We start from the raw sequence: 13108 nt of genomic DNA, 5'->3' as shown, positions 1-13108 counted from the left end.
CCCGCGCAAGCACCCCGGCACCGACCACACCTGGCAACTGGAACGCCTGCGCGCCGGCGCGGCGGAACACGGCTTCCGGATCCGTACGACGGACTGCCTCGGGCCTTGCGACCAGGCCGACGTCATTGTCGTCCAGCCCTCCACCGCCGGGCGCCGGGCCGGCGGCCGCGCCGTCTGGGTCGGCTTCGCCATGGACGACGACAGCACCGACGACCTGCTGAGCTGGGCAGCGCAGGGCGGACCCGGCATCGCCGAACCGCCCGCTGCCCTGGCTCTCCAGCTCATCCGCCCACCGCGCGAGGCCCGCGCCCGTGCACGCCGATGACCTCGACACCGGCGGCCGCGACGTCCTCGCGGCCGCCCGGCTCGACGAAGCCACCGCCGCCTCCGTCGCCACGACGCTCCAGGCCCTGGCCACACCGTCCCGCCTGCTGATCCTCACCACCCTGCGGCAACGGCCCTACCCGGTCGGCGAGCTCGCCGCCGCCGTCGGCATGGAACAGTCCGCCGTCTCCCACCAACTCCGCCTGCTGCGCGCCCTCGGCCTGGTCACCGGCCGCCGCGACGGGCGCCGCATCGTCTACAGCCTCTACGACGACCACGTCGCCCGACTCCTCGACCAGGCCGTCCACCACATCGAGCACCTGCGCCTCGGCGTCCGCGACCTCGACTGACGCACACCTCCAGTAGCAGCACGTCAGTTGAGGGGGGCGACCTGCTGCGGCGCCGGGGCCGCCCGGAGCCGGTCGGGCAGTGTGCCGTCGCCGGGCATCCCGGCCTGCAGCCACGCCGCCACCGCCTCGGCGTCGGCTTCCGTCACCAGCGGACCGAGGCGTACCACCATCCCGGTGGGCCTGCGGTCGATCCCGCAGGGCTGCACAACGCCTTGCAGCCCGCGGCCGCCTTGGCAATGCAGCACCTTTCCCAGGCAACCGGTGGAGACCATCACCGCGTGCGGGCACTCCCGGACCGTATGACGCAGCCCGTTCATCGCCCCTCCCCTCGCGGCGGCAGGGCATGAGCCGCAGACGACAAGGGTGAAAGGGCGGCTCTGACGGTCGCCGGCGGTATCGCTCATCTCCGTGTTTCCTCCGCATGAGTGGAAGAGATCCCCTGTTTGCCGCCGCGGAGGCCCAACCCGCCGCAGCGGTCAGCAAGTTGACGCACCGGGGATTGGACAGCACCTGGCTGCACCACCAGCCTATGCGCATGACATCCATTTTCAATAGAGAGGGTGGCGGTCGACTCCGGACCGGTGGAGGAATGGGCCGACACCATCGCGCAGACCTCCGGGTTCGCGAACGTCCGGCACACGGTGGAGCTGTCCGGGCTGTGCCCGGACTGCGGCCGACGGCAGGCGGCGGACCAGCCCCGGTGAACCCCGGCACCACTTCCTTCCGGATTGGTCTCCGTCAAGGGCAGCAGTCGCACCCCGGAGCACAGCCACAGGCATCCGCCTCCCGCCGGCCCGCGCCCGGCGCGACGGCCGCCGACGTCGCACAACACCCCTCCCCACGCCAGGCACCGCGCCCCTCCTTCACCGCAACCGCGGCGATGACCAGGGCCGCGAGCGGATCGGCCCACGACCAGCCGAACACGGCATTGACGACCAGACCCACCAGCAGCACCGCCGACAAATAGGTGCACAGCAGGGTCTGCTTGGAGTCGGCCACGGCCGACGCGGAGCCGAGTTCCCGTCCGGCGCGACGCTGGGCCGCCGACAGCACCGGCATGACCACGAGCGAAAGGGCAGCCAGCACGATCCCGGGCAGGGAGCGCGTGGCCTCACCTGTACCGGTCAGGGACCGTACGGCATCGACGGTGACGTAGGCGGCGAGCGCGAAGAACGACAGCGCGATGACCCGCAACGCGGTCTTCTCCCGGGCGGCGCGCACCGCGTGCTCGCGCGCGGAGAACTGCCAGGCGACGGTGGCAGCCGAGGAGACCTCGATGACGGAGTCGAGGCCGAAGCCGATCAGCGCGGTGGACGAAGCCAGGGTCCCCGCCGTAAGGGCGACGGCCGCCTCGACGGCGTTGTAGCTGATCGTCGCGGCGACCAGCAGCCGTATCCGCCGGGCAAGTGCGCCGCGCCTGGCCGGGTCGGGGCCGAGGGACAGGGATGTCACTGCGCTCATGGTCAGCAGCACCCCTTGTCGTCGGCATCAACGCACGTGCGGTCGCCCTCGACGGCGACCACCGCGGTGCGCAGATCGTCGAGCGCGTGGCCGAGGCGCTCGTCGGCGAGTTCGTAGCGGGTGCGTCGGCCGTCGGGGACGGTGACGACCAGGCCGCAGTCACGCAGGCACGCCAGGTGGTTCGACAGCCTGGTGCGCGAGACGTCCAGCGCATCGGCCAAGTCGGCGGGGTAGGCGGGCGCTTCCCGCAGTGTGAGCAGGATGCGGCAGCGGATCGGATCGGCGAGCGCCCGGCCGAACCGAACCAGGACCTCGATGTCGGAAGCGACAGTCAGCACACCACCAACGGTACACAGATTCCTGAATTCAGGAAACCGTGAGCCATAGGCCACTTAGCAATGGTGTTCATTTTCATGTAGCCTCTACTCGCCATCCCAACCAGGAGGACTCCCATGGCTGTTCCCAAGCGGAAGATGTCCCGCAGCAACACCCGCCACCGCCGCGCCCAGTGGAAGGCGACCACGCCGGCGCTCGTGCCGGTCACCGTCGACGGAGTGTCATACCTGGTACCGCAGCGGCTGGTGAAGGCGTACGAGCGCGGGCTGCTCCGCCCCGAGGGCTGAGCGTTGATGCCGTCCGATCCCCTTGACCGACTGCCCGTCACGGTCCTGTCCGGATTCCTCGGCGCGGGCAAGACCACTCTCCTCAACCACGTCCTCGGCAACCGCGAGGGACTGCGCGTCGCGGTCATCGTCAACGACATGAGCGAGGTCAACATCGACGCCGCCCTGGTGCGGGGCGGCGAGGCGGCCCTGTCGCGTACCGAGGAACGCCTGGTCGAGATGACCAACGGCTGCATCTGCTGCACCCTGCGCGACGACCTGCTTCAGGAGGTCGACCGGCTGGCCCGCGAGGGCCGCTTCGACTACCTGCTCATCGAGTCGTCCGGCATCTCCGAACCCATGCCGGTCGCCGCGACCTTCTCCTTCGCCCGCGACGACGGCGCCACCCTCGGCGACCTCGCCCGCCTCGACACCATGGTCACGGTCGTGGACGCCGCGAACTTCCTGCCCGAGCTGGCAAGCGGCGACGAACTCGCCGAGCGCGGCCTGGACCAGTACGCGGACGACGAACGCACCGTCAGCGACCTGCTGATGGACCAGATCGAGTTCGCCGACGTCATCGTCCTGAACAAGCTCGACCTCGTCGACGAGGAGTCCGCCGACCGGCTGCGGGCCACGCTCACCCGCCTCAACCCGGCCGCGCGTCTCGTCCCGGCCATCCACGGCCGCGTGAAGGTGAGCGACGTACTGGGCACCCGGCTGTTCGACCTGGAACGCGCCCAACAGGCCCCCGGCTGGGTGCGGGAGCTCAACGGCGACCACGTCCCCGAGACGGAGGAGTACGGCATCTCCTCCACCGTCTTCCGCTCCGAACTGCCCTTCCATCCGGACCGGTTGTGGACGTTCGTGACCGAGGAACTCGACAGCGGCGCATGCGGACAGATCCTGCGCTCCAAGGGCTTCTTCACCCTCGCCAGCCGCCCGCACGTGACGGGCCTGTGGTCTCAGGCCGGCTCCGTCGCGCGCTTCGAGCCCTCAGCCGCCCGCGACGCCGACAGCCCGGACGCCCAGGAACTGGTCTTCATCGGCACGCACCTGCACGGAGACGCACTGCACGCGGCGCTGACCGACTGCCTCATGGCCGACGGCGAGAGCCTGCCGCCCAGGGACCCGTTCCCCGCCTGGGACACCTACGGCATCGACGACACCTGCGACCACGAGCATCCCGAACTACTCGTGGCGGGCCCCTGAGGACCCCGGGCCGGGCGGCGAACGCAGCCACGGCGCCGCCCGGCCCGGTATGGACACCAAGAGCTCCGGACAAATGCGTTGGGCTGACCGGCCCCCGCTGATAGCGTCTGGGCAGCCGTGAGAGAACGCGAGGAGGTGAGACCCATGAAGGCTGTATCCCTGTGGGTGCTCCCCCATGTCGTCACGGTGGGCGATTGACGTAGGTGTCGCCGGGAGCGCCTCAACAAGGCATTCCTGTACTTCGCAGTGAGCTACCGCGACGCGGGCGGCGCGGAGATCAAGGCGCCAGTGTCCGTCCGCCGTGATGCCGGTGTCGCGCCGCCTGGCGCAGTCATAGCCCATCACAAGATCAGCCCGCCGTGCAGGTCGTCTGCGAAGCCAGCCGTGTCCGTGAGTCCGAACGCCACGCGCTGGAGCAGGAATCCGTGCAGCAGCCCCATCACCACGCGGGCTGCGCGGTCCGGGTCCATGGCGGCGGGCACCGTGCCCGCGGCCCGGCCGCGGCGCAGAGCGTCGGCGACAGTGGCGCGGACCTTTTCGAAGCCCTCCGCGGCCGGGCCGCGTACCTCGTCGTTGCGCAGCACCTCCGCCCACGTCTGCACGACGCAGCGCAGCAGTTCCTCCACTGCGACCTCGTGCCCCGCCGCGTCCTGCACCGTCTCGCCGCTGAAGGTGCCGAGCGCGGCGGCCACCAGTTCCGCGACGGACGGGGCGCGCGCGCTCTCGGCCAGCCGCTCAACCGGTTCGAAGATCAGCCGGAACGCGTCGCCCGCGATAGCGAGGATGATCTCCTCCTTGCTCGTGAAGTAGCGGTAAGGCGCGCCGGCCGAGACGCCTGCCTCCGCGGCGATGTCCGGCATAGAGGTCTGGTGGAACCCGTCGCGGGCGAAGCAGCGACGGGCCGCGGCGACGATCTCCGCACGCTTCGCCTCGCGGCGCTCGGCCGTGATGCGCGGCATGGTCGCCTCCTTCATCGTGAATGAACATTCATCTTGACAGCTCTACCGTTCCGGGAAGACTCTAAAAGTGAACGGTCATTTACGGAAGCGGGCCACTCCACGGACTCCCGGAGAGGAGATCCACTGATGAACACCGAGCTGAGCATCGGCGTCTACGCCTACGAGCACACCGAGGCACTGTTCGACGGCCGGGTCACGGTCGACGGGGTGGACGCGACGTTCGAGACGGCACCGCTCGTGTCGGACATCTTCCGCCGCGCCGTCGAGGGACACTACGACCTCGCCGAGTTCGGTCTCACCTACTTTCTGCGCACCTTCGACCTCGACGACACGCCGTTCCTGGCGCTGCCGATCCTGCCGAACCGCAACTTCCGCCACTCGGCGATCTTCGTGAACATCGCCGCCGGGATCGTGAAGCCGCAGGACCTGGCCGGCAGAAGCGTCGGCGAGTTCGCTCTCTACGGCCACGACGCCGGGATCTGGCCGAAGGGCATCCTGGCCGACGAGTACGGCGTGACCCCCGACCAGTGCCGCTGGGTCATCGGCGGCACCAACCACCCCATCCCCGCCTTCGACTGGGTCCCGCAGCCCGTCCCGGACGGCGTCGACGTGCGACACGCGGAGGACGGCCAGACCCTGGGCGCCATGCTCGAATCCGGCGAGATCGACGCACTGATCTCCGTCGACGTACCGCAGGCCGTGCTGGACGGCTCCCCGAAGGTCGCCCGCCTGTTCCCCGACTACGAGGCCGTGGAGCGCGACTACTACCGCCGCACCGGGATCTTCCCCCCGATGCACATCATCGCGATCCGCAGGGAACTGGCCCATCGGCCGGGCCTCGCACGGGCCGTGTACGACGCCTTCACGCAAGCCAAGGCACTCACCGAGCGCAAGTACCTCGACGACGCCACCAAGCAGCACATGAGCCTCATCACGCCGTGGTTCAGCACGCTGTTCGAGCAGAACCGTCAGCTGCTCGGCGACGACTGGTGGCCCTACGGCGTCGCCGCGAACCGCAAGGCCATCGACACCTTCTTGCGCTACCACCACGAGCAGGGCCTGTCGAAGCGAAAGCTGACGTGCGAGGACATCTTCGTGCCGGAACTCCTCGACACCTGAGTCGAGCGGCAACGGCGTTTCGGGCTCATCGATCCGAGAAGGCGAGACTGGCCGTCGTCACGGCCGCTGCCGACTGGCTATGACCAGCACTTTCGCAACAGGGCCTGCGGTACCCCGATGGCGGGAGCCTGACAGCCTTGGAACGGGCCCGGCGTGAGCAAGTCCGGCTCGCAGCCGCCGATCTGATCGAGGCCGGAGCCGGCGACCGGGAGGTGGCCCGACGGTTCAGGGTGACCCGGATGTCGGCGAACCGCCGGCGCAGGCGTTGGCCTCAGCAGGTCGGCAGACCCTGGCCTCCAGGGGCCCCGGCAGTGCCCGTTGCAAGCTCGACTCGGAAGACCTGCGCGCACTGGAGGCGGTGTGGGATGCCGGCCTCCGGCCGCCTCCGGCCGGCCCGACCAGTGCTGGATGCCGGCCCGGATCGCCGAGATCGTGCGCCGCCGGATCGGCGTCGAGTACACGGCTACCTCACCAGCCAGGTCCAGCAGGTGACCACGGCCGCAGACTGCCCGGTGAGCGCCACGACGATGTCGGTGAACTCCTTCCCCGTAAATGCGAACCACTCGGCCATCCCGAAGTTTGGTGAGGTTGGCCAGCGACTACCGTCGGCGCCGGACAGAGCCGTGGCCATCACTTGGAAGCCCCGTCCAGGATCCGCCGCGCCCTGCGCTCGACGAGGATCGGAATGAAGTCACGTACAGGCCGGTCCCTGAACGCGGCATAGGCCCCCGCCACGACCGCCGTGATCTCGTCAGGGCTGTGCGTCTCGCCGTAGGCGGCCTTCAGTCGCTCGTTGACGCCACGAATGGCCTCGTCCTCGCGGGGGTCGGTCGCCACGGCTCCCCCTCGCGTCAGCTGGTGGTCCTGTGTGGTCCAGATCATTGTCACGGTCCAGCACCGTGACGCGGCGGAAATTGCACACCGCGGGCGGTGCGTCCCCGGGCGGACACACCGCCTGATGGGCCTGCAGCGCGATGCTGACCAGGCTCATCAGCAGGTCGACGTCGCCATCACAGTCGACGTGCACGGTCACCCCCCGCGTATCAGGCCCCCGTCTACGCAGGCCCCCCGCCGGAGCAAGCCGACGGGGGTCCTGCCCCTGGCAGACACCGCATGTTCCAGGCCCCTGGCCGACTACCCACTCGGCGAATCGCCATCGCGTAGTGGGCACCGTCACGGAGCACGAGCCTCGCAACCCTCCTGGGGCGGCGGCCGTCAGGACGCGACGGGGCCTTGCAACGGGACTGCGAGTGCTTTCAGAGCCTGTTCCAGTCCATGCAGATGGGCCAAGGCTAGTTCGCCACCGGAAGGATGCGGTGTTGCAACCGCCGCATGACGCTCGCTTGGCGTGGCACCGGGCGTGACGAGTGCCTCCACTGCCGCCTCCACCCGCCAGCACGCTGCCGCAAGCCTCGCGTCGTGGGAAGCATCCGGATCCGCCGCGACCGATGCCAGGCCACGCACCTCCCGGGCACACCGGTCCAGCAGCTCGATCACCTGACGGGCCCGCGCTTTACGCGCCCGCAGCGGAGTGAACGGGTGCACCAGCGGCGCCAGCGACAGCCTCACCCTGCCCAACAGCAGCTCCAGTTCAGCGACATACCGGGCCGGATCCGCAGCCGGAGAGCCGGCCAAGCGGGCCGCAGCCTCAGAAGTGCACGCATGGACACAGTGCAGCGCTCGCTGGATCCACGCGTCAGTGGTGGCGTGCGTGGTCACCGGCAGTACCAACAGCACCGAGAGCCCCGCGCCGAGCGCCCCCACCCCCGTCTCCATCACACGCAGAGCAAGCAGCCCCGGAGTCAGCACCCCCAACAGGCCATACAACAGCCCGGCCATCACCGTCACCGCCAGCATCATCCACGTATACGACACCGCCGCCGTGTAGAAGATGCCGAACACGCAGACCGCGACAAGCGCCGCGGTGGGAGCACCAGCCCCATCCAGCGGCACAGCGATCACCAGGCCGATGGCGATACCGATCACCGTGCCCAGAACCCTGCGAAAGCCCCGCACCAGGGTCTCGCCCCGAGAGGTGGTGTTCACGAAAATCCACCACACCGCACCCACAGCCCAATACCAGCGCTCGTGCGACACCAGCTGCCCCACCAACAGAGCGAAAGCGCCGCCCGCCATCCCTTGGATCGCGTGGCGCGTGGTCACCCGGGCAAGACCTGAACCGCCCGGCGCCACCATCGCAACAGCGGGCGGCGACAGCCGCCGCTCGTAACACCACAGGCCAAAGCGCACCGCCGAGGACACCAACAGGGCAAGGGCCACCGCCGCATAAAGCTCCGGCAACTGGCCCGGCACCGCATGCAGGAACTGCGCCGCGAAAAACATCATGAACGCAAAGGTCCCCAGAGCGTGGCCCCGCGGCCCCCACCGGCGGGCATACATCCCCGCGCCGAGGACGGCAACAAAGGCCACGTCCCGCACCCACAGGAAATCGTGCAACACCGCCGCGAGAGCCAGCACCGGGAAGCCCGCCACCGGCAGCAGAGCCGTCGTGAATGCCTGCCCCCGCACCGACCCATCGGCCACCGTGAACAAGGCGAGCAGCGCGGCAAGCCCACCAGCGATCGCCGCCGGCAGCGACTGCATCGCCAGATCCGACACCGTCACCGCCAGACCGACACCCAGGACACCCCGCGCAGCACTGCGCAACCTCAGCCGCCCCGGATCCGGCGCGACGAACACCCGCTTCAGCACTGCTGCCCTCCCCTGGGAAACACCGGCACAGAAAAGGCGCCGCGGAGGTCCGCAGCGCCATCGACGTCTCCATGAGAGCACCACCCGGGTCAGTGGCTCAAGTGATGCCCGGATCGCTGAGCCATTGGCCCGGTTTCAGCCGCCCACCGGTACCCGCCGAAATGCCAACGGACCAGGTCGCGTGGCCTGCGCCCACACGGCAGGGCTGAGCCATTGGTACAGTCGTCCATCATGGCCGTGGACGAACTCGACACTCGCATCCTGCAGCTGCTCCTGGAGCAGCCGCGCACCAGCGTGCGCGAGTACGCCCGCGTTCTCGGCGTCGCCCGCGGCACGCTCCAGGCCCGGCTGGACCGCATGGAGCGGGACGGGGTGATCACAGGCACGGGCCCGTCCCTCTCCCCCGCCGCGCTGGGCCATCCGGTGCTGGCGTTCGTGCACATCGAGGTGACCCAGGGGCATCTGGACGACGTGGGGGACGCGCTGGCCGCCGTACCGGAGATCGTGGAGGCGTTCTCCATCACGGGCGGCGGGGATCTGCTCGCGCGGGTGGTGGGCCGGGACAACGCCCATCTGGAGGACGTCATCCAGAAGCTGATCAGCCTCCCGGGCGTGGTGCGCACCCGTACGGAGGTGGCGCTGCGCGAGCGCGTCCCGTACCGGCTGCTGCCGCTCGTGGAGTCGGTGGGCCGGGCCGCCCGCGGCTGACGCTGGGCATGCTGGCCGTATGAGCGATCTCGGCGCCCTCTCGGTCATCTTCGATCTCGATGGAACGCTGGTGGACAGCGAGCCGAACTACTACGAAGCGAGCCGGCAGATCCTGGCCGAGCACGGCGTCCCGGACTTCACCTGGGCGGAGCACGAGAGCTACGTCGGCGTCAGCACCCTGGAGACGGCGGCCCTGTGGCGTGAGCGCTACGGCCTGAGCGTTCCGGCGCGGGAACTGCTCGCCGAGCTGAATCCGCGCTACCTGGACCTCGCCCGCACCCGGACGCCGGTGTTCCCGCAGATGCGCGCCTTCGTGGAGCTGCTGGCGGCGGACGGGGTGCCGATGGCGGTCGCGTCGGGGTCCTCCCCGGAGGCGATCGAGGCGATCCTCGCGGGCACGGGACTGGACGCGTATCTGCGCACGGCGGTGTCCGCCGAGGAGGTCGGGCACGGCAAGCCCGCCCCCGACCTCTTCCTGGAGGCGGCCCGGCGCCTCGGCGCGGACCCCGCCGACTGCGTGGTTCTGGAGGACGCGGCCCCGGGCGCGGCCGCCGCCCACGCGGCCGGGGTGCGCTGCATCGCGATCCCGTACGTGGCGGCCCAGGCCGACGCCCCCGAGTTCGCCACGGCAGCCCTGCTGCTTCGGGGAGGGCAGCGGGAGTTCTCGGCGCGGTCGGTGTACGCCTGGCTCCGGGAGACCGCCGCCCGCGCCCGCTGAACCCTCGTCCGGAACCCTCGTTCGGGTCAGTGCGGGGACGGACTGCCGGCGGCGCCGCACGACCGTCCCGCCGTGCGGGGTGGGCTGTGACTCCGTAGCGTGATCGCATGACCACAGACCAGGCCGGAGCGGTCGCCGACGACCGGCGGTGGAAGGCGCTCGCCGTCTGCCTGACCGCGGCCTTCATGACGCTGCTGGACACATCGATCGTGAACGTGGCCCTGCCCTCGGTGGAGCACGGGCTGCACGCCGACGAGGCGGACCTGTCGTGGGTGATGTCCGGTTACGCTCTCGCCTTCGGCCTCTGTCTCGTCCCGGCGGGGCGGCTCGGGGACATGCGCGGGCGGCGCCAGACCTTCCTGACCGGGCTCGCCCTGTTCACGCTGGCTTCGGCGGCCTGCGGGCTGTCGTCCGGGGCGGCCTGGCTGGTGCTGTTCCGACTGGTCCAGGGCGCGTCGGCGGGGCTGATCGCGCCGCAGACCTCGGCACTGATCCAGCAGATGTTCCAGGGGCCGGAGCGGGCCCGTGCGTTCGGCATGATGGGCAGCACCATCGGGATCTCCACGGCGGTCGGCCCGCTCGCGGGCGGCCTGCTGATCCAGGCGGCCGGCGGTCCCGACGGCTGGCGCTCGGTCTTCTACGTCAACCTGCCCGTCGGGGCGGCCGTCTTCTGCGCGGCGCTGCGGCTGCTGCCCCGCACCCCCGGCTCGCCCGGCAGGCGCGAGTGCTTCGACCTGACCGGTGTGCTGCTGCTCGGCTCGGGTGTGCTGGCCCTCATGCTGCCGCTGGTGCAGAACCAGCAGTGGCACGGGCGCCTGAAGTGGGTCCTGCTGCCCGTCGGCGCCGGTCTGCTGGCCGCGTTCTGGGCGTGGGAGCGGCACCAGGAGCTGCGCGGCCGGGCCCCGTTGATCGACCTGGGGCTGTTCCGGCTGCGCTCCTTCTCGCTCGGCGCGCTGCTGAGCCTGGTGTACTTCGCCGGCTTCACGACGTTGTTCTTCGTCTACACCCTCTTCCTCCAGAACAGCAGGGGCTACGGCCCGTTGGCGGCAGGCCTGTCCTCGATGCCGTTCGCGCTGGGCGCGGCGGCCGGCGCCGCGGCCGGGGGCCGGCTGGTGCTGCGGTTCGGGCGCCGGCTGGTCATGGCCGCGCTGGGCACGGTGGCGGTGGGCATGCTCGGGGTCGTCACGGCCGTGCAGTTCGCGCCGGGGCGGGCCGTGGCCTGGGGGGTCGCGCTTCCCCTGCTCGTCGCGGGCATCGGCTCGGGCCTGACCATCTCGCCGAACACCACTCTCACCCTGTCCCGTGTGCCGGTGGGGCGGGGCGGGGCGGCGGGCGGGGTGCTGCAGACGGGCCAGCGCATCGGCTCGGCGGCCGGCATCGCCGTCGTGGGCTCGGTGTACTTCGCCCACCTGGCCCACGGGGGCAACCCTGCCACCGCCCTCCAGCTCGGCCTCCTCACCTCCGTCGCCATCATCCTGCTGGCCCTGCTCCTGGCCTACGCCGACCTGCGGGAACGGCGCGCCCATCCGGAGGGCGGGAGAAGAACGGAGGCGGCGGCTCGGCAGGGGTCGTAGGGGTGGCGTGTGGGCGGGCGACCAACCGGCGGGACCGGTACGTGCCTACGCGCGCCCCTACCGCCGCCCTCGGCCTACGACTTCCGGCGCGGTTTTCCCCGTTTCGGCGTCGGCTTGCCTCCTGCCGTGCGGGGGCGTGGTGTGCGGCCCGGTGACTTCGGTTGCTGCTTCTGGCGGGTGCCCGTGCTCTCGTTACGCGTGCGCTTCTGTTCCGCCGGAGGCTTGGTGCGGCCCCGGGTGCTGTTGACGGTGCGGCCGCGGACGATGCCGATGAAGTCCTCCACCAGGTCGGTGGTGGCCTCCTCCGGCCAGGACAGGGCGACGCTCGACTGGGGGGCGTCGGTGACCGGGCGGTAGGTCAGGTCCTTGCGGTGGTGGAGGCGGGCCAGGGACTGCGGGACGAGCAGGAGGCCGACGTTCGCAGCGACCAGTTCGATCGCGTCCGATGTCGTGGCGGGGCGCTCGAAGGCCGGCTCGCCGGGCGGGCTGTCCCAGTCGAAGACGTCGTCCAGGGGGTGGAAGAGCACCTCGTCGGCGAGGTCGGCCAGGGTGATCTCGTCCGCGGCCGTGATCAGGTGATCCTTGGGGACCACGACCACCGTGGTCTCCGTGTAGAGCGGGATCGCACTGAAGAACGTACGGTCCACGGGAAGCCGTACGAGACCCACGTCGGCCTCGCCCGCGCGCAGCACACCGGGCGCCTCGGCGGCCGGGACCTGGACGAGGGTGAGCGGGACGTCCGGCAGGCGCTCGTTCCAGGTCTTCACCCATTTGGCGGGCGTCACTCCGGGGACGTACGCGAGCCGGAACGACGGTGATTCCTGCGAGCCTGTCACCGGGCCAAGGTTACCGGCCGTGGCCGGTCCGGACGGCACCGGCCGTGGTCGGCGGCCCGGCACACGGCCGATACCCTTGACCTCATGAGTTCGCAGCAGAGCACCCAGACGATGAAGCCCGCGACCGCGGCGAAGAAGCTGGGTGTGTATCTCCCCGCCACCCCCGCCTCGTTCCAGGAGGGCGTCGTCACGCGCGCCGAGCTGAACGAGCTGCAGGCGAACCCGCCTCAGTGGCTGAGCGAGCTGCGCAGCAACGGCCCGCACCCGCGTCCGGTGGTCGCCGCGAAGCTCGGTGTGTCCATCGCCGGTCTCGCCCGCGGCGGGGTCACCGAGGCACTGACCACCGAGCAGATCGAGGCGCTCAAGCAGGAGCGGCCGGAGTGGCTGGAGAAGGAGCGCGCCACCCAGGCCGAGGTCCGCAAGGAGGCCGCGCGGATCAAGAAGAGGAACGCCGAGCGCGCCGAGCAGGCGCAGCACTGACCCACCGGGCGTCCGCGCTCCACCGCTCCACCGACGCCCCCATCGCCGATCCG

Annotated in this window: 17 protein-coding genes; 10 read left to right on the top strand and 7 right to left on the bottom strand. The window is 70.6% G+C overall.

Going from position 1 to position 13108, the window contains the following annotated elements; all coding sequences use genetic code 11:
• Both LE548_RS07365 and LE548_RS07360 read left to right on the top strand, forming a co-directional pair.
• A partial coding sequence (locus LE548_RS07365; RefSeq protein WP_225095844.1) for a (2Fe-2S) ferredoxin domain-containing protein occupies positions 1-325 on the top strand: 325 nt, incomplete at its 5' end.
• On the top strand, positions 312-674 hold the full coding sequence (locus tag LE548_RS07360) for a metalloregulator ArsR/SmtB family transcription factor (protein WP_225095843.1): 363 nt from the start codon (positions 312-314) through the stop codon (positions 672-674). The genes LE548_RS07365 and LE548_RS07360, both read left to right, overlap by 14 nt.
• A 23-nt stretch (positions 675-697) precedes the next feature.
• Here the strand turns inward: LE548_RS07360 and LE548_RS07355 are convergent, their stop codons facing one another.
• Complete coding sequence (locus LE548_RS07355) at positions 698-991, bottom strand: hypothetical protein (protein WP_225095842.1); 294 nt, start codon at positions 989-991, stop codon at positions 698-700.
• Between the two features lie 243 nt (positions 992-1234).
• Between LE548_RS07355 and LE548_RS07350 the strand changes: the two genes are divergently transcribed.
• Positions 1235-1378 (top strand): hypothetical protein, encoded by a 144-nt coding sequence (locus tag LE548_RS07350; protein ID WP_308029987.1) that lies wholly within the window; start codon positions 1235-1237, stop codon positions 1376-1378.
• Between the two features lie 34 nt (positions 1379-1412).
• Here LE548_RS07350 and LE548_RS07345 read toward each other — a convergent pair whose 3' ends face one another.
• Both LE548_RS07345 and LE548_RS07340 read right to left on the bottom strand, forming a co-directional pair.
• The gene (locus tag LE548_RS07345) at positions 1413-2135 is read right to left on the bottom strand and encodes a cation transporter (RefSeq protein WP_225095841.1); all 723 of its coding nucleotides are present in this window, start codon (positions 2133-2135) and stop codon (positions 1413-1415) included.
• A gap of 2 nt (positions 2136-2137) precedes the next feature.
• Positions 2138-2473, bottom strand: a complete 336-nt coding sequence (locus tag LE548_RS07340) for a helix-turn-helix transcriptional regulator (protein WP_225095840.1) — start codon at positions 2471-2473, stop codon at positions 2138-2140.
• Positions 2474-2587: 114 nt separating this feature from the next.
• On the opposite strand from LE548_RS07340, the gene rpmF reads away from it, so the two are divergent.
• A complete protein-coding gene (gene rpmF, locus LE548_RS07335; protein WP_067052544.1) occupies positions 2588-2758 on the top strand; it encodes a 50S ribosomal protein L32 in 171 nt (56 codons plus the stop codon).
• 6 nt (positions 2759-2764) lie between these two features.
• The gene (locus tag LE548_RS07330; protein WP_225095839.1) at positions 2765-3949 is read left to right on the top strand and encodes a GTP-binding protein; all 1185 of its coding nucleotides are present in this window, start codon (positions 2765-2767) and stop codon (positions 3947-3949) included.
• Between the two features lie 341 nt (positions 3950-4290).
• Here the strand turns inward: LE548_RS07330 and LE548_RS07325 are convergent, their stop codons facing one another.
• A complete protein-coding gene (locus LE548_RS07325) occupies positions 4291-4908 on the bottom strand; it encodes a TetR/AcrR family transcriptional regulator (RefSeq protein WP_225095838.1) in 618 nt (205 codons plus the stop codon).
• A gap of 126 nt (positions 4909-5034) precedes the next feature.
• On the opposite strand from LE548_RS07325, the gene LE548_RS07320 reads away from it, so the two are divergent.
• Positions 5035-6027: a 4,5-dihydroxyphthalate decarboxylase gene (locus tag LE548_RS07320; protein WP_225095837.1), complete on the top strand. Its 993-nt coding sequence runs from the start codon at positions 5035-5037 to the stop codon at positions 6025-6027.
• Between the two features lie 630 nt (positions 6028-6657).
• Here the strand turns inward: LE548_RS07320 and LE548_RS07315 are convergent.
• Positions 6658-6909 carry a three-helix bundle dimerization domain-containing protein gene (locus tag LE548_RS07315; RefSeq protein WP_225095836.1) on the bottom strand — a complete coding sequence of 84 codons (252 nt, stop codon included), beginning with the start codon at positions 6907-6909 and terminating at the stop codon, positions 6658-6660.
• A 333-nt stretch (positions 6910-7242) separates the two neighbouring features.
• On the bottom strand, positions 7243-8739 hold the full coding sequence (locus LE548_RS07310; RefSeq protein WP_225095835.1) for an FUSC family protein: 1497 nt from the start codon (positions 8737-8739) through the stop codon (positions 7243-7245).
• Between the two features lie 231 nt (positions 8740-8970).
• Here LE548_RS07310 and LE548_RS07305 point away from each other — a divergent pair, with 231 nt between their 5' ends.
• The 3 genes from LE548_RS07305 to LE548_RS07295 all read left to right on the top strand — a co-directional run bounded on the left by LE548_RS07305 (position 8971) and on the right by LE548_RS07295 (position 11739).
• Positions 8971-9447, top strand: a complete 477-nt coding sequence (locus LE548_RS07305; RefSeq protein WP_225095834.1) for an Lrp/AsnC family transcriptional regulator — start codon at positions 8971-8973, stop codon at positions 9445-9447.
• A 19-nt stretch (positions 9448-9466) separates the two neighbouring features.
• Positions 9467-10165 (top strand): HAD family phosphatase, encoded by a 699-nt coding sequence (locus tag LE548_RS07300; protein WP_225095833.1) that lies wholly within the window; start codon positions 9467-9469, stop codon positions 10163-10165.
• 107 nt (positions 10166-10272) lie between these two features.
• Complete coding sequence (locus tag LE548_RS07295; RefSeq protein ID WP_225095832.1) at positions 10273-11739, top strand: MFS transporter; 1467 nt, start codon at positions 10273-10275, stop codon at positions 11737-11739.
• Between the two features lie 74 nt (positions 11740-11813).
• On the opposite strand, the gene LE548_RS07290 is transcribed toward LE548_RS07295, so the two are convergent.
• Complete coding sequence (locus tag LE548_RS07290; RefSeq protein WP_225095831.1) at positions 11814-12575, bottom strand: LysR family substrate-binding domain-containing protein; 762 nt, start codon at positions 12573-12575, stop codon at positions 11814-11816.
• Between the two features lie 84 nt (positions 12576-12659).
• Here LE548_RS07290 and LE548_RS07285 point away from each other — a divergent pair, with 84 nt between their 5' ends.
• Positions 12660-13055 carry a DUF5997 family protein gene (locus LE548_RS07285; protein ID WP_225095830.1) on the top strand — a complete coding sequence of 132 codons (396 nt, stop codon included), beginning with the start codon at positions 12660-12662 and terminating at the stop codon, positions 13053-13055.
• The last annotated feature ends 53 nt before the right edge of the window (positions 13056-13108 follow it).

The sequence above is a fragment of the Streptomyces sp. CoH27 genome (assembly GCF_020181035.1).
GTDB lineage: Bacteria > Actinomycetota > Actinomycetes > Streptomycetales > Streptomycetaceae > Streptomyces > Streptomyces camelliae.
This window is presented reverse-complemented; position numbering and strand designations above follow the sequence as displayed.

What these genes read in the sequence shown, in the direction of transcription:
- LE548_RS07355 (WP_225095842.1), bottom strand. Translation starts at nt 991, where the DNA reads ATGAACGGGCTGCGTCATACGGTCCGGGAGTGCCCGCACGCGGTGATG.
- LE548_RS07345 (WP_225095841.1), bottom strand. Translation starts at nt 2,135, where the DNA reads ATGAGCGCAGTGACATCCCTGTCCCTCGGCCCCGACCCGGCCAGGCGC.
- rpmF (WP_067052544.1), top strand. Translation starts at nt 2,588, where the DNA reads ATGGCTGTTCCCAAGCGGAAGATGTCCCGCAGCAACACCCGCCACCGC.
- LE548_RS07330 (WP_225095839.1), top strand. Translation starts at nt 2,765, where the DNA reads ATGCCGTCCGATCCCCTTGACCGACTGCCCGTCACGGTCCTGTCCGGA.
- LE548_RS07325 (WP_225095838.1), bottom strand. Translation starts at nt 4,908, where the DNA reads ATGCCGCGCATCACGGCCGAGCGCCGCGAGGCGAAGCGTGCGGAGATC.
- LE548_RS07320 (WP_225095837.1), top strand. Translation starts at nt 5,035, where the DNA reads ATGAACACCGAGCTGAGCATCGGCGTCTACGCCTACGAGCACACCGAG.
- LE548_RS07315 (WP_225095836.1), bottom strand. Translation starts at nt 6,909, where the DNA reads ATGATCTGGACCACACAGGACCACCAGCTGACGCGAGGGGGAGCCGTG.
- LE548_RS07305 (WP_225095834.1), top strand. Translation starts at nt 8,971, where the DNA reads ATGGCCGTGGACGAACTCGACACTCGCATCCTGCAGCTGCTCCTGGAG.
- LE548_RS07300 (WP_225095833.1), top strand. Translation starts at nt 9,467, where the DNA reads ATGAGCGATCTCGGCGCCCTCTCGGTCATCTTCGATCTCGATGGAACG.
- LE548_RS07295 (WP_225095832.1), top strand. Translation starts at nt 10,273, where the DNA reads ATGACCACAGACCAGGCCGGAGCGGTCGCCGACGACCGGCGGTGGAAG.
- LE548_RS07285 (WP_225095830.1), top strand. Translation starts at nt 12,660, where the DNA reads ATGAGTTCGCAGCAGAGCACCCAGACGATGAAGCCCGCGACCGCGGCG.